Below are 22702 nucleotides of genomic sequence, written 5' to 3'. Positions count from 1 at the left end.
GTGCTAAGAATTTTAAATCTTAACTTAACGCTTTGTTGAGTTAAGATTTTTTATATTTGATAAACACCTTATAACATAAGCATACACACTCATTTATGAGTATTTTCGATAAAATTTTTAAACCAAAAAATTCAGAAGAATCTGATAAGCCAGGAACCTCAAAATCTGAGCGCGGTAAATACATGCCAGATGTTAGCGCACCTGCTGATGAGCGATTTACAAAACATTTTATTTTAAACGGCGGTAAGTTTTTGTACTGCGTTGATATGGATGAAGTGCATGAGAGTTTTGACAATATCTTACTGGAAAATGACTGGTATGAGCAAGCTGTTTATTGCCTTGATGAGAAGCTAGAAAGTCTCTTCACAAACTACAACTTGAAGTACGGCACCGAAACCGAGTCAAAATTTATGCTATCTACCTGTGAAAATTTAATTGCAGATGATGGTAGTTTACTTATCTCCTCCAACCAAATTAAGGAGAAAAAGCTAAAAGAGCTTCCTCAAAATTTCGTGATTTTTGCAACAACCAGCCAGATTGTAAATAGTATTGGTGAGGGCCTAAGAGGTATTAAAAAGAAAAATACCGGCTATATACCTACTAATATTACAACCATAAAAAACTTTGAACCTAAAGAGGGTCCTAAAGATTTTATGTCTTATGGTAGCAGTGCAAAAAATCTTTACTTACTGCTACTAGAAGATTTATAGTATGCGCGAACTTACTGTAAGAGCACTTTCCGGCCTTTTGTATGTCATTATACTGCTATTTTCAATTCTCTATTCTGAAAAATGGTATATACTTTTGTTCTTGCTTTTTGGGATTATCACTCTACGTGAATTTCTTAGACTAATAGGTTTTCAATTTTGGTATACTTATCTCATTCTAATAGCATTTATCCTATTTTTTAGTTACTATAAAGTATCTAAAATCACTACTTTAATTCTACTTGGGTTTACAGTTGCTACCGGCCTTTACCTAATGAAAAACTTATTTAGTGAGAAGATTAGAAAGTATGGCAAGCTTCAGAAATTACATATAACCATATTTTATATCATTTCGAGCTTTGTATTTCTTACACTGCTTCCTTCTCACGGAGATGAATTTTCACCATATACAGTTGCTGGTCTTTTTATATTAATATGGACGAATGACACTTTTGCTTATATCGTAGGTAAGAGTTTTGGAAGACATAAATTGTTTCCAAGTATATCTCCTAAGAAAACGATCGAAGGCTTTTTTGGCGGTTTAGTTTTCGCTTGTATTGCCAGTTATTTTATTCATAAATTTACCGGAAGCCTCAATTTTAATATTTGGCTTTCACTTGCTGTAGTAATGAGTACTTTAGGGACTTTTGGTGATCTAATAGAATCTAAATTAAAACGCGAAGCCGGAGTAAAAGATAGCGGTACGCTAATGCCCGGGCACGGTGGTTTATATGATCGCTTAGATAGTATACTTTTTGCTAGTCCATTTATTTATCTGGTTTTAATTGTTTTTGAATATGTTTCATAAAGAAGGTTACACTATTATTATAATTACGATTATTATCGTAGCAATAGGTTTTATAAGTACTCAAACCTGGGTTTCTCCCGTATGGCTTCAGTATGTATGCTATGCCACTTTAGTCATATTCCTACTTTTGATTCTTCAGTTTTTTAGAAATCCGGGCAGAATAGCCGATGTTACTACACAAGATGTTGTTTCTCCCGTAGACGGGAAAGTTGTAGTTATTGAAGAAGTTTTTGAAAAAGAATTTTTTAAAGAAAAACGCCTTCAGGTTTCTGTTTTTATGTCACCTCTAAATGTTCACGTTACTAGATATCCTGTTAGCGGAAAAGTGGTATACAGTAAATATCACCCTGGAAAATATCTGGTTGCCTGGCACCCTAAGGCCTCAGAAGAAAATGAACGCACAACTGTTGTAGTTCGCTCTACGAGTTTTGGAGATGTTCTTTATAGACAAATAGCAGGTGCACTGGCGAAGCGTATTGTGAATTATGCTAAGGAAGGTGATGATGCTGTAAAAGGAGAAGACAGTGGCTTTATAAAGTTTGGTTCTCGTGTTGATATATACTTACCTCTAGGCACGCCTCTGGCTGTTAAATTAAACCAGAAAGTAAAGGGTTCACAAAGTATTATAGCAACTCTTAAGTAAATCGTTTTGAGTAAAGAAAAATTGGATGAAGATTTTCAGAATGCTGCGGAAAGAGCCAGTAATACAAAGACTGCACTACCACCAGATATTCAGTTGTTACTTTACGCCTATTATAAAAAAGGCAATCATAAAAGCAAACTTATTCCTGTAGAAAATTTAAAGGAAAATGATCTCAGAAGTGCCTTTAAATACAATGCTCTTATTCAAATTAAAGGCCTCTCGGCTACCGAAGCAAAAAAGGAATATATAAAGCTTGTGGCTAAATATATAGTTGATTAATTTACATTGTTTTTTTCGCTGCTACTCTTATGAAAAAACAATTTCGCTTTTATTATTTGTATTTAATTTCTTGAATGCTCAAGAAACAATTTCAGAAACTGAAAAATTAGCATCATTTGCAAAAATTTACGGGTTTCTAAAATATTATCACCCAGAAGTAGCGAATGGTACCTTTAACTGGGATCAACAGTTTATAGACCAACTTCCGAAAGTTTTAAATGCCACCAGTAATGAGTCACTTTCTAAAATCTATATTGATTGGATTGAGATTTTAGGTGAAATTAAAAACTGTCAAAAATGTGATTCTAAAGGAATATATTTTGATGAGAATTTTGATTTATCGTGGATCAATGATACTATAAACTTTAATAAATCACTCTCTCTAAAACTTGAATACATAGAAAAAAACAGAATTCAAGTAGATCAATTTTATGTAGAAATACAACCTGTAGGTAACATTAAGGTTACTAATGAGCCGGAATATAAAAATTTTGAATATCCCGGTGAAGAATATCGCCTGTTAGGGTTATTTAAATACTGGAATATTATTGAATACTTCTACCCTTATAAGTATTTAACAGATCAAAACTGGGATTCTGTTTTAAAGGAAATGATACCCAAAATTAGAAGCGCATCTAATAAAAAAGAATATCACTTAGTCCTACAAGAACTTATCGCAAAATTAGATGATACCCACGCCTCAATAACATTCTCAGAAGAAAAGTCAAAATACCTACCTATCAAAATTTCACATATAGACAATAAAGCGGTTGTTTCAGGTTTTTATAATGACTCTCTAGCTAAACTCAACAACTTGCAGCTAGGAGATGTCATTTTAAAATTGAATGATATAGATATTAAAAATGAAGCACAGAAGAATCTCAAATATGTTGCAGGCTCAAATTCTAATATCAAATTCAAACTTGCATACATCAAAATATTTAAGGGATTAGAAGATACTATTAGTTTAACGATTAACAGAAATAATTCTGTTAGAACCATTAAATCAAAAAGATACGATTTTGATGATTTTAATTACAGGAGCAATCCAAAATCGATTAAATCAAAATCTATAAGCGATGCGATAGGTTATATTAATATGGCTAATGTTAAAGAAGATGACATTAAAGATATTTTTAAATCGTTTAAAAATAAGACCGCACTAATAATTGATTTAAGAAACTACCCCTCGTTTATTTATTACAAATTTTCTGAATACTTAAATCAAGAAAAGAAACATTTCGCCACATATTATTGTCCCGATATAAACTATCCTTCGAGATTTGTCAAAACCAATTTAAGGACAAATGATAGTAAAAAAGCGTTTGTAGGTAAAATTATAGTATTAGTAAATGAAGGATCTTTAAGTCTTTCTGAATTTACAACTATGGCATTTCAAACAGCAGATAATGTAGTAACAGTAGGCAATCAAACAGCTGGCGCAGATGGAGATGTTGTCAAATTTGATTATCTCGGTGGATTTAAAACTACAATGTCTGGCAATGGAGTTTTGTACCCAGATGGAACACTAAGCCAAAGAGATGGAGTGAAAATAGATGTTATTGTAAAACCAACACTTGAAGGTTTAAGACAAGGTCGTGACGAAATTTTAGAGAAAGCAATTGAGATTGCAAATGAATAAAATAGTGTATTAAAAAAAGGAATACATTAAGCTGGTCGCTCAATATATTCCTGATTAATTTTGTTGCTCCGTTTAAAAATTTAACCCTATTTTAAAGCTGCAAGTCTCTTTTCTAACGCATCAATTTTAGACTGTGCGTCTGCTTGTTTTTGACGCTCAATTGCTACCACCTGTTCTGGCGCACCACTTACAAAACGTTCATTAGATAACTTTTTAGTTACTGAATTCATAAACCCTCGAGTATAGTTTAATTCTTCCTCAATTTTAGCTAGTTCTGCTTCAATATCTATTGCTCCGGTTAACGGAATAAAATATTCATTTGCTTTAACCCTAAAAGACAATGCACCATCTTTACTAACCGTTGTAGCTTCAATACTTGAAAGATTACATAACTTTTTAATAATACCGTTAAAACGGTCTGTAAAGCCTTCAGTATTCATCACGTAGAGCTCTAACTCTTCCTTAAACGAAATGTTTTTATCTTTACGTATCGCACGAACTCCTGTTATTATTTGAGTCGCCAATTCAAAATCATTCAACAACTCTTTATCTCCGGCTTCAACATCTGGCCACACATTTATAATTAGTGCATCTTCTGGAGTACGCTCCGTAATTGTTTGCCAAATTTCTTCAGAAGCAAAAGGAATAAAAGGATGAAGGATACGCAGATTATCTTCAAGCGCTTTTATCACCATATCATAGGTATTCTTATCTATAGGCTTACCATATTCCGGCTTTACAATTTCTAACAACCAACTGCAGAAATCATCCCAGACTAATTTATAAGTAGCCATTAATGCATCACTTATACGGTATTTGCTAAAATGATCTTCAATCTCAACACCGGCATCTTTAAAACGCTCTGCATACCAATTTAAACCTTTTAAGCTCGCCTCAGGTTGTTCTATAGTTGAATCAACTTCCCAACCTTTTATAAGTCTAAAAGCATTCCATATTTTATTAATAAAGCCTTTACCTTGCTGACATAAATCTTCATCAAAAAGCAAATCATTACCTGCAGAAGCACTCAACAATAAACCTACACGTACACCATCTGCACCATACTTATCAATAAGCATCATCGCATCTGGTGAATTACCTAATGATTTAGACATCTTACGACGCTCTGCATCACGTACGAGACCTGTTAAATACACATTTGTAAATGGTTTCTCACCCGTATACTCATACCCTGCCATAATCATACGTGCAACCCAGAAAAATAAAATATCTGGCCCGGTAACTAGATCATTTGTAGGATAGTAATATTTAAATTCTTCATTATCAGGATTTGCCACACCGTCAAAAACACTCATTGGCCACAACCAGGAAGAGAACCATGTATCTAAAGCATCTTCATCCTGTTTTAGGTCTGCAAGTGTTAACGTATCATTTCCAGTTTTCGCTTTCGCGGAAACTAAAGCTTCCTCGATATTCTTTGCTACTACAAAATCTTCTTTACCGTTACCATAGTAAAACGCCGGTATTTGCTGTCCCCACCATAGTTGACGTGAGATATTCCAATCTCTTATATTTTCCATCCAATGACGATACGTATTATCAAATTTCTTCGGAAAAAGATTTATCTCTTCGGTCTCTAATACTGCTTTAATTGCAGGTTCTGCCAGGTCTTTCATCTTCAAAAACCATTGATCTGAAAGCTTAGGCTCAATAACCGCTTTTGTGCGTTCTGAAGTACCTACTTTATTCACATGACTTTCAGTCTTTACAAGAGCGCCTAGATTTTTAAGTTCTTTTACGATCTCCTCACGAACCACAAAGCGATCTTTACCTTCATAATGCATTCCGAAGGAATTTAAAGACGCATCATCATGAAAAATATCGATGACATCCAGGTTATGTTTATCCCCCAGCATTTTATCATTCTCATCATGAGCAGGAGTGACTTTTAAGCAACCGGTACCAAACTCTAGATCTACATATTCATCTTCAATAATAGGTATCACCCTATTAGCTATGGGTACGATTGCTTTCTTTCCGCGTAAATGCGCAAAACGCTCATCATTAGGGTTTATACAAATTGCGGTATCTCCAAAAATAGTTTCAGGTCGTGTTGTAGCTATAGTTAAAACCTCATCACTATCTTCTAGTTTATAATTTAAATAATATAAAAATCCCTGACGTTCTTCGTGTATAACCTCCTCATCAGACAAAGTTGTTTTAGCTTCTGGATCCCAATTCACCATACGATGCCCTCGGTAAATTAGCCCTTTATTATAAAGATCTATAAAACTTTGCACCACACTTGCAGACATTGTGTCATCCATCGTAAAACGTGTACGCTCCCAATCACAAGATGCCCCTAAGCGTTTAAGCTGCTCTAAAATTGTTCCTCCGTATTTGTCTGTCCATTCCCAGGCGTGCTTTAAAAACTCTTCTCTGGTAAGGTCACTTTTATTTATACCTTCTGCCTTAAGTTTTGCTACAACTTTAGCTTCAGTAGCAATAGAGGCGTGATCTGTACCCGGCACCCAACACGCATTAAAGCCTTTAAGTCGTGCTCTGCGTATTAAAACATCTTGAATGGTATTATTTAGCATATGCCCCATATGTAATATTCCCGTTACATTAGGCGGTGGTATCACTATGGTATAGGGTTCTTTCTCATTAGGCTCTGAATGAAAATAATTATTTTTCATCCAGTAGTCATACCACTTTTGTTCAACGTCTTTTGAACTATATTTTGAAGCTAATGCCATTCTTGGTCTAATTTTTGTCTTAAGAAGCAAAAGTACTTATTATAGTAAGTATTTTAAAAGAACCGAGGAATTAAATAAATCTAATTGAATTACCACAATAAGTGCTTTTAGGCAAGCTAATAATGCTTGTCTCTTAAAAAAAAGCTACTTTTTTGTATAAACACTTTAATAAGTTTATTTTTATACTTCATTAACACTTAGAATTATGAGAAAATTAGTTTTAATACTTGCCGTAGGACTTATGACTATGGGACTTCAGGCACAAGAAGAAGCTAAAGAACAGAAAGCACAAATTGCTTTTGAATCAGATGTTATTGATTACGGCGATGTTGCACATGGCGCAGATGGTACACGTGAATTTAAATTTACTAACACCGGTAATGCCCCACTTGTAATCTCTAAAGCATATTCAACTTGCGGCTGTACAGTACCAAGCCCGCCAACAGATCCTATTGCTCCCGGAGAAAGCAATGTAATCAAAGTAAAATATGATACAAATCGTGCTCCAGGGCCTATACGCAAAACGATAACTGTTTATACAAATGCATCTGCTGAGCCCTATACTTTAAAAATTAAAGGAAATCTTTTACCAGCTGCAAATTAAACTGGTGAATTCTCAAATAAAAAAAGCGGTCAAAATGACCGCTTTTTTTATGCTTTAAAGTGAACTTAACCTATTGTGGAGTTATTAAAGTAGTTTATCTCACATAAATTTTCCTGTTGCGTTACTATAATAATATTTTCACTAGAAAGGTGTGTGATTATAAACGTACTCAAATTATTTTCTCATTAATAATTTGCAAATTTACAATTCTAAAAAAAAGATTTTATGCCAAAGATTTCACACAAAGGGCTATCTATGCCTGAATCACCTATACGTAAACTCGTACCTTTTGCAGAAGCTGCAGAAGCAAGAGGAGTCTCCATACATCAGTTAAATATAGGTCAACCCGATATTAAGACTCCTCAGGCGGCTCTTAATGCTGTAAAAGAGGCAGATATTGAAGTATTGTCGTATAGCCATTCTGCAGGTTTTCTGAGCTATCGCGAAAAACTAGCAGCCTATTACGGAAAACAAGGAATAGACATTACTGCATCAGATATTATAATATCTACCGGTGGCTCTGAAGCTCTTATGTTTGCTATGGGAAGTGTTACAGATCCTGGTGATGAGATCATCATTCCTGAACCTTTTTATGCCAATTATAATGGTTTTGCAACTGCATCTGGAGTAACTGTAAAGCCTGTTATTTCTTCTTTTGAAAGTGGTTTTGCACTACCCCCTATTTCAGAATTTGAAAAACAAATCACAGCTAAGACTAAAGCTATTGTTATATGTAACCCAGGCAACCCTACCGGTTATTTATATAGTAAGGATGAATTAAATCAACTTTCAGAATTAGTTAAAAAACATGATTTGTTTTTAATTGCAGACGAGGTTTACAGAGAGTTTGCTTACGATGGTCTAAAACACCACTCTGTTTTAAATCAACGCAGTATTGACGAGCATACAATTATGATCGACTCTGTTTCTAAGCGTTTCTCAATGTGTGGTGCTCGTATAGGATGCATCGTGAGTCGCAACAAAACATTGATGGCAACTGCTATGAAATTTGCTCAGGCACGCTTAAGCCCTCCTACACTTGCTCAAATTGCAAGTGAAGCTGCATTAGACACACCACAATCTTATTTTGATGAAGTAATTTCAGAATATGTTGATCGTAGAAACACATTAGTAGCCGGCTTAGAAGCTATACCCGGTGTACGTGTAGCAAATCCTAAGGGTGCATTTTATTGCATCGCAGAATTACCTGTTAAAAATTCAGATGATTTTGCACGCTGGCTTTTAGAATCGTTTGAGCATAACAATAAAACAATAATGGTTGCTCCTGCTGCAGGTTTTTATTCCTCCGAAGGTGAAGGACTTAACCAGGTACGTATAGCTTATGTTCTTAAAAAAGAAGATTTAATTGAAGCTGTTGCTCTACTAAAAGAAGCGCTAAAACAGTACCAGGATTAATGAAAATAACGCCAAACGTTTCTCTTAAAAATTACAATACATTTGGAATTAATGCTATTGCCAGTTCTTTTGTTTCGGTAACTACAATAGTCGAATTAAAAGAAGCTTTAAGCACAAAGGCCGTAGATCGTAAGTTTATCTTAGGAGGCGGAAGTAATATGCTGCTTAAGAATGATGTATCGGCGTTAGTGATTCAAATAGGATTAAAAGGAATTGATACGGTAAAAGAAAATCAAGAACACATTTGGCTTGAAGTTGCTGCAGGTGAAAACTGGCACGACTTTGTGATGTATTGCGTTAATCATAATTATGGAGGAGTAGAAAACCTCGCACTAATTCCTGGAAATACCGGCACATCTCCTGTTCAAAATATTGGTGCTTATGGTGTAGAATTAAAGGATGTTTTTGATTCCTGCAAGGCATTAGATCGTAATACACTAGAATCTAAAACGTTTACACATTTTGAGTGCAAATTTGGTTACAGAGAATCTATTTTCAAAAGTGAAGCTAAAGACTCCTTTGTAATCACATCGGTGGTTTTTAAACTTACTAAAACAAACCATAAGCTACATACGGAATATGGAGCCATACACGAGATTCTTGAAGCAAAAAATATCACAATACCCGGTATTAAAGATATTGCCGAAGCTGTAATTAATATACGCTCTTCAAAATTACCAGACCCTAGAGTGTTAGGTAATAGTGGTAGCTTTTTTAAGAATCCTGTGATTGATATCGCTGAATTTAAAGCAATACAACGTATTTATCCCGAAATGCCATTTTACCCTGTATCTGAGTCTTTAATAAAAGTACCTGCCGGCTGGCTTATAGAAAAAGCCGGTTTTAAAGGAAAACGCTTTGGGGATGCTGGGGTTCATTCTAGACAAGCACTAGTACTCGTAAATTATGGGGAAGCTAGTGGTGATGATATTTGGAGTTTAGCACTTAAAATAAAAAAAGAGGTTCGTGATCTTTTTAATATAGTAATAGAACCTGAAGTAAATATTGTAGAATAGTCTAAATCACTATAAACTTAAAAAGCCCGCTCAGTATATACTGAGCGGGCTTTTTTATATATTAAAATCTAAAATTATTTAGACATCAATACTTTACTAACTTCGTGAATAACACCGTTAGAAGCGTCGATATTTCCTAAAACAATTTGAGCTTTTTTACCCTTACCGTCTTTAATTACGATCTGATCACCATCACGCATAATAGTAAGTTTATCTCCTTTTACAGTGGTAAGCTCTGCTTTACCGTTACCAGCATCAATAGCTTTACCTAAATCTTCAGATCTCATTTTACCTGCAACTACGTGATACTGTAATACGCTTACAAGCATTTCTTTATTTTCAGGTTTAATCAAATCTTCTAGAGTACCTTTTTTCAATTCAGAAAAAGCGAAATCTGTTGGAGCGAACACTGTATAATCACCTTCAGCTAATAACATATCAGCAAGACCTGCTGCTTTAAGAGCTATTACTAACGTATCAAGATCTCTTGATGCCATTGCTTTACCTGCAATACTATTAGTTCTAGCTTCTTCTTTCATTTTCTCTTCATTAGCTTGAGCTTCTTGCATCTCAGCCTCTTTTGCATCGCTTTCGGCTTTAGCCATCTCAGCTTCTTGTTCTTCAAGCTTAATTTGATCTTTTTTCTTAGTGTCTTCGCAAGAGCTAAATGCTACTACGAAAGCCATAAGTAACACAGCTACAAGAGATTTATTCAATTTCATAATTTTAATTTTAATGGTTTGTGAAGGTCAAATGTATTAATAATTAACATTCAATTTCCCTGCACCCTACTAATCTTTAGTTAAATAAAGCAACTTGATGTTATAGACTTTAACTAAATAGAGCTTCGCAAATACTTTGGGGCTCTCTTCTCAAGATCGTATCTTTGCTGTTCAAATTTAAGCTATGAAATTACTTCTGATAACTCTTGTACTTTTAGGACTTGCCTTTGCAGGTATCGCTATTAAGATTTGGGCAAAAAAAGATGGTAAGTTTGCAGGAACTTGCGCAAGCCAGAATCCTTTTTTAAATAAAGGTGGTGAAGCCTGTGGTATGTGTGGTAAAATGCCTGAAGAAATGGGCGATTGCGCACCTAAATCTTCTTAACATTATTTGCGGGAATTGACTATAGTTAGTGAGCTGCTTTTGGTTTTATATGTAGCCACTGTTCTAGTTAACTGTTGCTATTATCTCTACTTTTTAAAATTCGGCTTTGCCAGAGATGTTTTAAATAAAAACGTATCTAGTTCTAAAGAAGGTGTTTCTATTGTAATTTGTGCAAAAAATGAAGCTCAAAATATAGAAGCCCTTTTACAGTCACTTTTAAGTCAAGACTATCCACTTTTTGAAATTCTTCTGGTAAATGATAATTCTACTGATGCTACCCCAGCACTTATATATCATTTTGCAAATTTACACGATGCTATAAAGGTTATCGACTTAAATCCTAAAACAGGAAAAAAAGCAGGAATTACACAAGCAATAGCCAATTCTTCTTATAAAAAACTCTTATTTACCGATGCAGATTGCCTACCTAACAGTCCGCACTGGATCACTTCAATGACTCAAAAGTTAAACGGGCCAAAAGAAATTGTTTTAGGCTATAGCGGCTATAAACACTATAAGAATTCGTGGCTTAATAAACTTATACGCTTTGAAACACTTGTAACTGCAATGCAATACTTTAGCTACGCTACTTATAACAATACATATATGGGCGTAGGTCGTAATTTAAGTTACCTTAAAAAAACATTCAAGGCTGCAAATGGATTTAAAAAGCATTTGCATCTAAAGGCCGGCGATGATGACTTATTTGTGAATCAAACCGCTACCACCACAAATGTAACTATGTGTTTTAATGCGGAATCTTTTACCTATTCTGAGCCTAAAAGAACCTGGAAAGAATGGTTTGTACAAAAGAGAAGACATACTGATGTTGCCAGAAAATATAAGTTGAAACATCAAATTCAATTGGGGTTGTTCTATCTTTCACAGTTTCTATTTTTTGGTCTTCTCACCGTTTTATTAGTACAACAACAATTTATTTTATTGGTTTGCGTTTTGGCTCTCATACGCATATTTTTAGTTTGGTTTGTCACTTCAAAAACAGCTATCAAACTAGAAGAACGTAAGCTAATTCCGGTAATCCCTATTCTGGAGCCATTTTTAATAAGCCTTCAATTGCTTATCTTTATTTCAAATACATTGGTAAAACCCCGCCGTTGGAACTAGACCAGAACCTTTTAGACAGTAAAATTCATGATGCTAAATCTGGCAGTCAAAGCGCCTACAATTATTTACTTAATGCCCACTGGCACTATGTATACTCATTTCAATTAAAACGAACTCAAGACGATTTTAAAGCTGAAGAAATAACGATTCAAACATTTTCTAAAGCCTTTAATCAGCTCAGCACCTACGATAGTAAATATAAGTTTAGCACCTGGCTTATTACGATTTCTAAAAATCTTCATATAGACCTACTGCGCAAAGAAAGTAGTGAACACAGACGGGTACACAAAGAGTTTAAACTTAATAATGTCGTAGATAAAAATCCTACTGCAGAAGATTCTCTTATTACAGAACAAAATCTTACAGAGTTATTAGCACATATAAAAAAGTTAAAACCCCATTATCAAGAAGTGATTAATTTGAGGTACTTTCAAGAAATGAGCTACAAAGAAATGGCTAAAACACTTGATGAACCGTTGAGTAATGTAAAAGTTAAGCTTTTACGTGCACGTAGATTACTTTCTGACTTGATTGAAAAAAAGTCAGATTTTAAATGAAAAATCTTCTCAGACAATTGGGTCCCGGTCTCTTGTTTGCGGGTGCAGCAATAGGGGTCTCCCATCTAGTACAATCCACGCGATCTGGTGCTGATTACGGTTTTGGTCTGGTATGGGCTTTGGTTCTTATACATATTATAAAATATCCTTTTTTTCAGTATGGACCAAGGTACGCGGCAGCGACGGGCACGAGCTTATTAGACGGCTATCGTAAGCTTGGCAAGATTGTTTTAATCCTCTATTTTATAATTAATTTGCTTACCATGTTTACTATTCAAACCGCTGTAACAATCGTTACTGCCGGTATTGCTACGTATATTTTTGGTATAGAATGGGATATTACAACCTGGAGTTTAGTTATAACCGCAATTTGTACAACACTTTTAGTATTAGGTAAATATAGCTTTCTAGATAACTTGATGAAAGTTATCGTAATTACATTAACTATTAGCACATTAATCGCCGTTTCAATTGCAGGGTTTGAACCGCATCAGCAAGTAGCATTTACTCAAGTATTACCTACAGATGCAGCAGGCATTGCTTTTCTTATAGCTTTTATGGGCTGGATGCCCGCACCACTAGATATCTCAATCTGGCATTCGCTCTGGTCATTAGAGAAAGCCAAAGAAGGAACACTTACCAGAAAATCTGCTGTTTTTGATTTTAATATTGGTTTTCTGGGCACTATAATCGTTGGGACATGTTTTGTAGGTTTGGGAGCTCTTGTGATGCACAATAGTGGCATAGAATTTAGTGGAAGTGGCGTCCTGTTTGCTAAGCAACTCATAGATATGTATACCGGTAGTCTGGGTAATTGGGCATTTTTTCTAATAGGTATCGCAGCACTCACCACAATGTTTAGCACCACGCTCACCACATTAGACGCTTCACCTAGAGCAATGTCGAGAACCTTAGAATTAATAGGCGATAAAACGATTAAAGGAAGTTATACCATCTGGCTTTTAATTCTCATATTAGGAACCGGCTGCATCTTATTTTTTCTTACCAGTGAGATGGGTAAGCTGGTTGAAATAGCTACTATACTTTCATTTCTAACTGCTCCTTTTTTTGCTATCGCAAACTTATTTGTTATAAATAGTAAAACAGTTCCTCAAGAACACAGACCCGATAAATTGTTAAATGTATTTAGTTTCGTGAGTATTATTTTATTAATTGCGTTCAGCATCTGGTATTTGAGCACTTTATAAATCAACTCTTTCTTCGGTCTTCTCTGCGCGTACGTATGGGAGCATTTTCAATAACTGTAGAAAGGACTATATGAGTTTTAGTCTCCCCATAAGTAATAAGCTTATCTATAAATTCTTCAAGGTGAAATTGATCAAAGAGTACAACCTCTAATAAGATATTTTCATTACCAGTGATGCGGTAGCAATTAAGCACTTCACTAAACTCGTGCACCTTCTCTAAAAACGGCTTAAGACGCCCCATAAAAGCACGTAACGTGATTATTGCTTTTAGCTGGTGTCCTGATTCAAAATGAGAAATTTCGGCTTTATAGCCTATTAGTATTCCTGCATCTTCCATTTTGCGTATACGCTCTGCTACAGCAGGTGACGTTATCCCCACAGCACGCCCTAAAGCACTGTTGCTAACACGTGCATTTTTCTGCAGTGTTTGTAAAATTTTCCAGTTAGTAGAATCTATATGCATTATTAAATAAAATCGACTTATTTTCTTTAAATATTAAAGTAAATATACTTCAAAACTTTAAAATCTATATATATTAATCTATTAATACTACTAAATTTGGAACACAATTAAGCTATGTCATCAACACCTAGAAATACACGTTTATACAATCAAGCAATTGAAATTCTGAGACTTTCTCGGTCAATTTCAAACTACTTGATTTATGATCTTGCTCCCTTAGAATCTAACGGAAGTGAGAATCCCTACGTATATTTTACAGGCGATATTGTACGTCATTCAGATTCTTTAGCTCCAGAGATTATTAAAGCAGAAAGTCAAACTTTTCAAGATGATCGTCTTAAATACGCGGCCTCTTTAGAGCGCCTTACTGCTAGCTTATATGCTACTTGTGAACGCTTAGAGCGTGCCGAAAGCAGCGGTAAAGATTTTGTGCGTTTACTGCGTACAGAAGTAAGAAAATTTAGAAAACTTCAGCACAAATGGATGATGACGCTCTAGTCAAATCCTCTTTTTTAGATATAAATTTTTATTGTAATTTAAAGTGTTTGCTTTGTTCTTTTATCGAACACTCAATCATTATATTCAGCCACTAATTAATGTCTTAAATTTCAGCGTATGTCTTTAGAAGACAATCTAAATTCCTCTAATCACTATCAGAATTCAGCGCTTTATAAAAAAGCCACAGAAATATTAAAGTTAGCAAATAGAATTGCAGAAATAGCTGCAGCTTATGAGACTAATTCTGGAGAGCAATTAGATCAGGAGATTTTGAGAAGCCAGGCATTATATATAAGGGAAGATGCCTCTGTAATTCCTTCAAAAATCGCAGGAGCATTTAATTGTGACCTTTATGATATTAAGATGGAAAAAGCCTGCTTAATTCGTAAATCTGCTCAGGATTTAGCTACGCATATGACTGGTCTAGAAATGTACGGCTTTAAAGAAACCGAATATTTAGATTTGTTGCGTAATGAAATTGAAGCCTTTAGAATTCTTTTTGCAGAGTGGGTAAAAACATTTGATCCTTTTAATTACATCATAGACCGCTGGGGACTCTTCAATCCGCCGGGTGTAAACTACAATGACCCTGATGTCGACAACGATGAGCCCTTTGACCCAGATGATTTTAATTTTGAAGATTAATAAATATTCAGGTTATACAATAATTTTAGTTTAAATAATTAGGGCGTGTCCCTTCGGGTCAGGCTATACGCTGCAAGTCCTCACCTTCGCTAGCGCTTGGCTGCGGGCTTTACACTTCTATCCTTCACGCATTTTTTAACCTTATATATGATAAAAAAGCCTCACAGCTTTTAACAACTATGAGACTTTTAAGTATATGTATATGTTGGTTTATTCCAGATTCACTAACGTGATTTAAAATATCGCTTACATATTTCTTCTGTACTGCCCGCCTACTTCAAAAAGAGCATTTGTAATTTGACCCAGTGAACATATTTTAGTAGCCTCCATTAGTCTTTCAAACATGTTTTCATTTTGAATTGCTGCTTCCTGAACACTTTTTAAAATCGCTTCTGCATCATTCTCATAGGCTTTGTGCAGATTAGTAAGCGTTGCAATCTGTGCTTGCTTTTCTTCTTCGGTAGCGCGTATTACTTCCATAGGTTTTACAGTAGGTGAACCTTTACTGCTTAAAAATGTATTTACACCTATAATTGGGAATTCACCATTGTGCTTGAGCGTTTCGTAATACAAACTCTCTTCTTGTATTTTACTTCGCTGATACATGGTTTCCATAGCGCCTAATACTCCGCCACGTTCTGTAATACGATCAAATTCTTTTAATACCGCATCTTCAACCAGATCGGTCAATTCTTCAATAATAAATGCTCCCTGTATAGGGTTTTCATTTTTAGTAAGACCTAATTCTTTATTTATAATAAGCTGAATTGCCATTGCCCGACGCACACTTTCCTCGGTAGGTGTCGTAATTGCCTCATCATAGGCATTTGTATGCAATGAGTTACAATTGTCATAAATCGCATATAGAGCTTGCAGAGTTGTACGTATGTCATTAAAATCTATTTCCTGTGCATGCAACGAGCGACCAGAGGTCTGAATGTGATACTTCAGCATTTGCGCTCTAGAGTTCGCTCCGTATTTATATTTTAAAGCTTTTGACCAGATTTTACGAGCTACACGACCTATTACTGCATATTCGGGATCTACACCGTTACTAAAGAAAAAAGATAGGTTAGGACCAAATTTATTGATATCCATCCCTCTGCTTAGATAATACTCTACATAAGTAAACCCATTAGCAAGGGTAAAGGCTAATTGTGTAATAGGGTTTGCTCCTGCTTCAGCAATGTGGTATCCAGAAATTGAAACCGAATAGAAATTACGTATCTGATTTTCAATAAAATATTCCTGCACATCACCCATTAAACGCAGTGCGAATTCCGTAGAAAAAATACAAGTGTTTTGCGCCTGATCTTCCTTCAATATATCTGCCTGTACGGTACCACGCACCTGCTGAATTGTCTCTGCTTTTAATTTTTTGTAAACCTCCTTAGACAATACCTGATCTCCAGTAACTCCCAGAAGCATCAACCCTAAACCGTCGTTTCCTTCAGGAAGCTCGCCCTGATAAACAGGACGTTCTAAACCATTCTTTAGATAAATAGCGGCAATAGTTTTTTCTACCTCATCTTCTAAATCATGCTCTTTTATATATTTTTCACAACTTTGATCTATAGCTGCATTCATAAAAAAGCCCAGCAACATAGGTGCGGGACCATTTATCGTCATACTCACTGAAGTCATTGCGTTTGACAAATCAAAACCAGAATACAGTTTTTTAGCATCATCAAGACAGCAGATAGAAACGCCTGCATTCCCTATTTTCCCATAAATATCAGGCCGGTGATCGGGGTCATTACCATAAAGTGTTACACTGTCAAAAGCAGTCGAAAGCCTTTTTGCAGGCAATCCCATACTTACATAATGAAAACGACGATTAGTTCGCTCAGGACCACCTTCGCCTGCAAACATACGCGTGGGATCTTCTCCAGTACGCTTAAAAGGATATAAGCCTGCAGTATAAGGAAACTCACCCGGTACATTTTCTTGTAAAACCCATGTGAGAATATCTCCCCAGGCTTGATACTTGGGTAATGCTATTTTTGGGATGTCAGAATGAGACAACGATTTTGAATGTGTCTCAATCTTAATTTCTTTATCGCGTACTTTGAAACTATAAATAGGTTCTTTATACTTATTTACTTTATCTGCCCAGCCGGTAATTACCTCCCAATTATAAGGGTCAAGATCCATTTTTACTTTGTCAAACTCTGCTAAAAGAAGTTTTGCCAAATCTGAGTCTGTACCGCTTTCATCTAAAACTAAACCTGCTTTATCAAACTGCGGTGTCACACCGGTAACTGTATCTAGTGTTTTAAAAATACCGTATAACTTTTGAGCAACTTCAGCTTGATCTATTGCTGTTTTATCATAAGCTCGATTGCTTTCTGCTATTTCAGATAAATAGCGCGTACGCGCCGGTGGAATTACAAATATCTTTTCAGACATTTCGTCTGTAATCTCAAAGCTACTTCTTAGTTCTGTTTCAGTCTTAGCTACCAACTCATCCATTATAGATTTATAAAGTTGGTTCATTCCCGGATCGTTAAATTGAGATGCTATGGTTCCAAAAACAGGTAAGTCATCTTTATGGGTTTCCCACAATTGATGATTACGCATATATTGTTTTTTAACATCACGCAGCGCATCAAGTGCCCCCCGTTTGTCAAATTTGTTTATGGCAACCAGATCTGCAAAATCAAGCATGTCAATTTTTTCAAGCTGTGTTGCAGCTCCAAACTCGGGTGTCATTACGTATAAAGAAACCGAGCTGTGGTCTAAAATTTCGGTATCGCTTTGCCCTATTCCGCTGGTTTCTAAAATAATTAAATCGTACTCAGCCGCCTTTAAAACCTCAACAGCTTCCTGTACGTGTTTAGAAAGTGCCAGATTACTTTGACGGGTAGCTAATGAACGCATATAAACGCGAGGTGAATTAATCGCATTCATGCGTATTCGATCTCCTAAAAGTGCTCCTCCGGTTTTTCGTTTTGAAGGATCTACTGATATTATACCTATAGTTTTCTCTGGGAAATCTACTAGAAACCTGCGTACCAGCTCATCAACTAACGATGATTTACCAGAACCACCTGTTCCTGTAATTCCTAAAACCGGTGTTTTTGACTCTTTATTTTTTTCATGAATTAAATCAAGTGTTGGCTTCGCAACCTCAGGATAGTTTTCTGCAGCAGAGATAATACGAGCAATAGCCGTGTCGTTTTGAGCACTTAATTTATCAAATTCTCCATTTAACGAATCGCCAAGCGCATAATCTGATTGCATTACCAGATCATTAATCATGCCTTGTAATCCCATTTCACGACCATCATCTGGAGCGTAAATACGGGTCACACCATAATTCATCAATTCTTCAATCTCTTCCGGGAGAATTACGCCGCCACCACCGCCAAATATTTTAATGTGCCCTGCTCCTTTTTCACAAAGCAAATCATACATGTATTTAAAATACTCGTTATGCCCTCCTTGATAAGAAGTAAGTGCAATCGCGTGTGCATCTTCCTGTATAGCGGTATTTACAACCTCCTCTACACTACGATCGTGCCCCAGGTGTATTACCTCAACTCCGGTAGTTTGTATGATGCGTCGCATAATATTTATCGCAGCATCATGCCCATCAAAGAGCGAAGCTGCAGTTACAATACGTACTTTATGATTAGGCTTATAAGGTGTTATTTGTTTCATTCGTAATATTTGACTTTAAAACTGGTACTAATTTAAATAAATGACAACAAAGACCGTTTTATTTTGTGTTATTTATATTATAATTTGACACATATTTTTCTAGATTAGCTTTAATCTAGCTTGATAAATTATGCAGAAAATTACACTTTTAATTAATTGCCCCGATCGCAAAGGTATTGTAACCACAATTACCCAATATATACTTGAATTAAGTGGAAACATCGTTTATCTAGATCAACACGTAGACAGACAACAAAGCGTGTTTTTTATGCGTTTAGAATGTGAGTTTGACCAGGCTGATTTTACAATTACTGAATTTGAAAATCAGTTTGCAGCTAAGTTCAAAGATGATTATAAGCTCACGTATCAACTTTACGATGCTTTGTATAAACCGAAACTTGCTTTATTTGTTTCGAAATACGATCATTGTCTCTATGACCTTTTAGGCCGAAATGCATCGGGCGAACTTGAAGTAGAAATACCTCTCATTATAAGCAATCATAAAGACCTTGAGGTGGTGGCGAAGCGGTTTGAAATTCCTTTTAAATACATTCCGGTTACAAAAGATACAAAAGAGCAAGCTGAGGCAGCACAGATACAAGCCATTCGCGATCATAATATAGATCTTATTATTTTAGCTCGCTATATGCAAATCGTATCAGATGACTTTGTTTCTAACTTTAAACATCAGATTATAAATATTCATCATTCGTTTTTACCAGCATTCATTGGCGCTAAGCCTTATCACGCTGCTTTTGAGCGCGGTGTAAAAATCATAGGAGCCACAAGTCATTATGTAACTGCAGATCTTGACGAAGGCCCTATTATTGAGCAAGAAATCGTACGCGTTTCTCACGTACATTCGGTGCAGGATTTTATATTAAAAGGTCGGGACTTAGAAAAAATTGTTTTAGCAAGAGCTATAAAAGCTCATATAGAACATAAAGTACTGGTCTACGGAAATAAGACCGTAATTTTTGCGTAGTGACTGTTTGAAAAAAAAGTTACTTCACCAGCAATAGTATCTATACAGATAGACCTCTAGACGCTTTTCCATTTTATAATTAAAGAAGAAAAACCTAACTTAACTCAATGAAAAAAATAATTGCTTTAGCAGCCATACTCTTTCTAAGTGGATGCGCAGAACTACAATCTGTAGTAAATAATTTACCTAATCAAGTAGGTGTAGACAATACTACAATAGCAAGTGGCTTACGCCAGGCGTTAGATTTTGGCATAGATAAACAAGTAACAAAACTTACTCAAGAAAATGGTTTTTACGGTAATTCGTTAGTCAAAATCCTACTGCCCGAAGAATTGCAAAAAGTAGATAACACATTACGCAGTGTTGGTCTTGGAAGCTTGGCAGACGAAGGTTTAAAAGTATTAAATCGTGCTGCTGAGGACGCTGTAGGAACAGCGACTCCCATATTTATAGATGCGGTAAAAGGAATCACGTTTAATGATGCTAAAAACATCCTGTTAGGAGGAGACAATTCTGCAACTTCTTATTTAGAGAATAAAACAAATACCGCATTATACGCACAGTTTAATCCTATAATTCAGCAATCATTTAATAAAGTAGGCGCAGATAAAATCTGGAGCAATCTTATTACAAAATACAATGCGTTACCGCTTACTAATGATGTTAACCCAGATCTAACAGATTATGTAACTAACCAGGCCCTTAAAGGTGTTTACACCATGATCGCTTTAGAAGAAAAAGATATTAGAACTAATGCTGCTGCGCGCACCACTACGTTACTTCAAAAAGTATTCGCATTACAAGATTAATAACTCTTATGACAAAATCGTTAAAAATAGTTGTAGCAGGACCCATTCCTAGAGATACCATCTCAACCTATGAGAATGATATTATTATGCGTTATGGCTGTGTAACGCATCCTGTTATTGCGCTTTCAAAACTTTTAGATAGTGAAGGAACCGTTACTCCGGTTTCTAATATTCATAAAAAAGATCGTGAAGGCATTGCAACTGAATTTAAAGATTTTGAAAATGTTGATCTCGCCGGAATTAATAGTAAAGAAGATCGTGGTACAGTAATTCTACTTGACTTTAAAGATCAAAATAATCGCGAAGAAAAACAGCTTGCCTGTATGAATCCCATACGCCCAAAGCATATAAAAAAACATCTTGACGCAGATGCTTATGTATTTGTACCTATTACAGATTTTGAAATAAGCTTAAGCACTTTAAAATACATTAAAAAGCACAGCAAAGGAATTATCATTTTTGATGCACACGGCGCTACCACAGCGATGGATGTAAAAGGACACAGACATCGTAAATTTTGGGTTGATCAAGATGAATGGCTCCCGTATATTGATGTGTTGAAAATGAATCTCGAAGAATCGCAATGTATGTCATTTGCTAATGAATATATACACGAGATTCCCTCTATATACGATGATAGTGCAACAGGTCATTTAGATGATTTAGCTAATCACGTTCTTAAAAAAGGAGTTTCTTTCTTTTATGTAACTATGGATTCTAGAGGTTGCATTTTATATCAGTTAGAAAATGGAAAACTTAAGAAAGACTGGATCGCATCAATTAAGGTAGCTAAAGTTGTAGATACCACCGGCTGCGGTGATTCTTTTGCTGGAGGTCTTGCCTATGGCTTTGCCAAATACAATGACCCAGTTAAAGCAGGACAATTTGCAAATATTCTGGGCGCAAGACGTACTCAGGGGAAAGACTGGGATGTTTTTAAAACGGCTCAGGAAACTGAAGAGATTCGCGTTTCTAATTACGGACTATAGAAAACTATATAAAGCCATCCTCTGATGGCTTCTTTAATTTAAAGATTTAAGTAGCTTTTCAAAATAATCAAAAGCTTTTAGAAGCCTACTGCCATACCAACTAAAATACTCACCATCTACACAACTAATTTTTGCGTTAGTAAAAGCCTGAAATTCCTGAATATGCTGGTCTGTAAACGGAAAAGGCTCAGAAGATAGAAATACCAAATCTGCACTTTTCAATTCTAAATTTACTATTTCTGGATAGCGCCCTTCTTTACCTTCAAATATATTTCTGAGATTCAGCTCTTGTAAAAGGACATTTATAAAGTTGTCACGACCGGCAACCATTAAAGGCTTTTTCCAAATAAGATAAGCAACTTTGCGTTCTGGGAAATCAGCTGTTTTTCTTCGGAAAGCTTCGCGTTTAATCTTTATATCAAGAATAAAAGAAGCTGTTTTTTCTTGAATATTAAAGAGCGCTCCCAAATGTGAAAGAAAGACATAAAAGTCATCAAAACTATTAATATCTGAAACATAGACAGGTGCTATCGCTTCGCAAGCCGTAACAATATCTTGTGTATTTTCTTCTTTATTGCAAAGAATGAAATCAGGATTTAATGCGGCTATTTTATGCTTATGAATGGTTTTAGTACCTCCAACAACTTCTTTTTCAGTTCTTAAACTGTGAGGATGTACGCAGAACTTAGTTACACCTACAAGGGATTCACTAAGACCTAAATCTACCAAAAGCTCAGATAAGCTAGGTACTAAACAAACTATTCGTTTGGGCAGTTCTTTAATTTGAATGCGACGCCCTAATTGATCTTTCATAGCGT

General features: G+C 35.5%; 22 protein-coding genes. 17 read left to right on the top strand and 5 right to left on the bottom strand.

Annotation, left to right across the window (positions count from 1 at the left end; all coding sequences use genetic code 11):
- Window positions 1-95: 95 nt before the first annotated feature.
- The 5 genes from ACIGAM_RS07355 (at window position 96) to ACIGAM_RS07335 (ending at window position 4079) form a co-directional block, all read left to right on the top strand.
- On the top strand, window positions 96-710 hold the full coding sequence (locus ACIGAM_RS07355; RefSeq protein ID WP_396510819.1) for an LUD domain-containing protein: 615 nt from the start codon (window positions 96-98) through the stop codon (window positions 708-710).
- A 1-nt stretch (window position 711) separates the two neighbouring features.
- Window positions 712-1515, top strand: a complete 804-nt coding sequence (locus ACIGAM_RS07350) for a phosphatidate cytidylyltransferase (RefSeq protein ID WP_028377602.1) — start codon at window positions 712-714, stop codon at window positions 1513-1515.
- Window positions 1505-2158, top strand: coding sequence for a phosphatidylserine decarboxylase family protein (locus tag ACIGAM_RS07345; protein ID WP_396510818.1), 654 nt, complete (start codon window positions 1505-1507; stop codon window positions 2156-2158). The genes ACIGAM_RS07350 and ACIGAM_RS07345 overlap by 11 nt, the downstream gene beginning before the upstream one ends.
- A 6-nt stretch (window positions 2159-2164) precedes the next feature.
- The gene (locus ACIGAM_RS07340; RefSeq protein WP_028377600.1) at window positions 2165-2437 is read left to right on the top strand and encodes an acyl-CoA-binding protein; all 273 of its coding nucleotides are present in this window, start codon (window positions 2165-2167) and stop codon (window positions 2435-2437) included.
- 70 nt (window positions 2438-2507) lie between these two features.
- Window positions 2508-4079, top strand: coding sequence for a S41 family peptidase (locus ACIGAM_RS07335; protein WP_396510817.1), 1572 nt, complete (start codon window positions 2508-2510; stop codon window positions 4077-4079).
- A gap of 86 nt (window positions 4080-4165) precedes the next feature.
- On the opposite strand, the gene ACIGAM_RS07330 is transcribed toward ACIGAM_RS07335, so the two are convergent.
- Window positions 4166-6799, bottom strand: coding sequence for a valine--tRNA ligase (locus tag ACIGAM_RS07330; RefSeq protein WP_396510816.1), 2634 nt, complete (start codon window positions 6797-6799; stop codon window positions 4166-4168).
- Between the two features lie 205 nt (window positions 6800-7004).
- Between ACIGAM_RS07330 and ACIGAM_RS07325 the strand changes: the two genes are divergently transcribed.
- From ACIGAM_RS07325 to murB, 3 genes are all read left to right on the top strand, one after another.
- Window positions 7005-7403, top strand: a complete 399-nt coding sequence (locus tag ACIGAM_RS07325; protein ID WP_396510815.1) for a DUF1573 domain-containing protein — start codon at window positions 7005-7007, stop codon at window positions 7401-7403.
- Window positions 7404-7628: 225 nt separating this feature from the next.
- The gene (locus ACIGAM_RS07320) at window positions 7629-8819 is read left to right on the top strand and encodes a pyridoxal phosphate-dependent aminotransferase (RefSeq protein ID WP_396510814.1); all 1191 of its coding nucleotides are present in this window, start codon (window positions 7629-7631) and stop codon (window positions 8817-8819) included.
- Window positions 8819-9835 (top strand): UDP-N-acetylmuramate dehydrogenase, encoded by a 1017-nt coding sequence (gene murB / locus ACIGAM_RS07315; protein WP_396510813.1) that lies wholly within the window; start codon window positions 8819-8821, stop codon window positions 9833-9835. The genes ACIGAM_RS07320 and murB overlap by 1 nt, the downstream gene beginning before the upstream one ends.
- Window positions 9836-9909: 74 nt before the next feature.
- On the opposite strand, the gene ACIGAM_RS07310 is transcribed toward murB, so the two are convergent.
- Window positions 9910-10557 (bottom strand): fasciclin domain-containing protein, encoded by a 648-nt coding sequence (locus ACIGAM_RS07310; protein WP_396510812.1) that lies wholly within the window; start codon window positions 10555-10557, stop codon window positions 9910-9912.
- A gap of 184 nt (window positions 10558-10741) precedes the next feature.
- Here ACIGAM_RS07310 and ACIGAM_RS07305 point away from each other — a divergent pair, with 184 nt between their 5' ends.
- Genes ACIGAM_RS07305 through ACIGAM_RS07290 form a run of 4 tightly spaced genes read left to right on the top strand, consistent with a single transcriptional unit; the run spans window position 10742 to window position 13832 of the window.
- The gene (locus tag ACIGAM_RS07305; protein ID WP_396510811.1) at window positions 10742-10942 is read left to right on the top strand and encodes a membrane or secreted protein; all 201 of its coding nucleotides are present in this window, start codon (window positions 10742-10744) and stop codon (window positions 10940-10942) included.
- 6 nt (window positions 10943-10948) lie between these two features.
- Entirely contained in the window at window positions 10949-12067 is a 1119-nt protein-coding gene (locus ACIGAM_RS07300; RefSeq protein WP_396510810.1) for a glycosyltransferase, read from the top strand.
- Complete coding sequence (locus tag ACIGAM_RS07295; protein WP_396510809.1) at window positions 12058-12624, top strand: RNA polymerase sigma factor; 567 nt, start codon at window positions 12058-12060, stop codon at window positions 12622-12624. Before ACIGAM_RS07300 ends, ACIGAM_RS07295 begins: the two co-directional genes overlap by 10 nt.
- Window positions 12621-13832, top strand: a complete 1212-nt coding sequence (locus ACIGAM_RS07290) for an NRAMP family divalent metal transporter (RefSeq protein WP_396510808.1) — start codon at window positions 12621-12623, stop codon at window positions 13830-13832. The genes ACIGAM_RS07295 and ACIGAM_RS07290 overlap by 4 nt, the downstream gene beginning before the upstream one ends.
- A 1-nt stretch (window position 13833) precedes the next feature.
- Here ACIGAM_RS07290 and ACIGAM_RS07285 read toward each other — a convergent pair whose 3' ends face one another.
- Window positions 13834-14295: an Lrp/AsnC family transcriptional regulator gene (locus ACIGAM_RS07285; protein ID WP_396510807.1), complete on the bottom strand. Its 462-nt coding sequence runs from the start codon at window positions 14293-14295 to the stop codon at window positions 13834-13836.
- Window positions 14296-14409: 114 nt separating this feature from the next.
- Between ACIGAM_RS07285 and ACIGAM_RS07280 the strand changes: the two genes are divergently transcribed.
- Both ACIGAM_RS07280 and ACIGAM_RS07275 read left to right on the top strand, forming a co-directional pair.
- Window positions 14410-14793, top strand: a complete 384-nt coding sequence (locus tag ACIGAM_RS07280; protein WP_028377588.1) for a hypothetical protein — start codon at window positions 14410-14412, stop codon at window positions 14791-14793.
- 117 nt (window positions 14794-14910) lie between these two features.
- Window positions 14911-15438, top strand: coding sequence for a hypothetical protein (locus ACIGAM_RS07275; protein WP_396510806.1), 528 nt, complete (start codon window positions 14911-14913; stop codon window positions 15436-15438).
- Between the two features lie 246 nt (window positions 15439-15684).
- Here the strand turns inward: ACIGAM_RS07275 and ACIGAM_RS07270 are convergent, their stop codons facing one another.
- Window positions 15685-19101: a methylmalonyl-CoA mutase family protein gene (locus ACIGAM_RS07270; protein ID WP_396510805.1), complete on the bottom strand. Its 3417-nt coding sequence runs from the start codon at window positions 19099-19101 to the stop codon at window positions 15685-15687.
- 130 nt (window positions 19102-19231) lie between these two features.
- Between ACIGAM_RS07270 and purU the strand changes: the two genes are divergently transcribed.
- The 3 genes from purU to ACIGAM_RS07255 all read left to right on the top strand — a co-directional run bounded on the left by purU (window position 19232) and on the right by ACIGAM_RS07255 (window position 21884).
- Window positions 19232-20086, top strand: coding sequence for a formyltetrahydrofolate deformylase (purU, locus tag ACIGAM_RS07265; protein ID WP_396510804.1), 855 nt, complete (start codon window positions 19232-19234; stop codon window positions 20084-20086).
- Window positions 20087-20193: 107 nt separating this feature from the next.
- Entirely contained in the window at window positions 20194-20895 is a 702-nt protein-coding gene (locus ACIGAM_RS07260; protein WP_396510803.1) for a DUF4197 domain-containing protein, read from the top strand.
- A gap of 8 nt (window positions 20896-20903) precedes the next feature.
- On the top strand, window positions 20904-21884 hold the full coding sequence (locus ACIGAM_RS07255; RefSeq protein WP_396510802.1) for a carbohydrate kinase family protein: 981 nt from the start codon (window positions 20904-20906) through the stop codon (window positions 21882-21884).
- Between the two features lie 33 nt (window positions 21885-21917).
- On the opposite strand, the gene ACIGAM_RS07250 is transcribed toward ACIGAM_RS07255, so the two are convergent.
- Window positions 21918-22697: an ABC transporter substrate-binding protein gene (locus ACIGAM_RS07250; RefSeq protein ID WP_396510801.1), complete on the bottom strand. Its 780-nt coding sequence runs from the start codon at window positions 22695-22697 to the stop codon at window positions 21918-21920.
- Between the last annotated feature and the right edge of the window lie 5 nt (window positions 22698-22702).

This window comes from Leeuwenhoekiella sp. NPDC079379, from assembly GCF_044542075.1.
In the GTDB taxonomy this organism is placed as follows: Bacteria; Bacteroidota; Bacteroidia; order Flavobacteriales; family Flavobacteriaceae; genus Leeuwenhoekiella.
The sequence above is the reverse complement of the archived record's forward strand: the minus strand, read 5'-3'. Positions and strand labels throughout refer to the sequence as shown.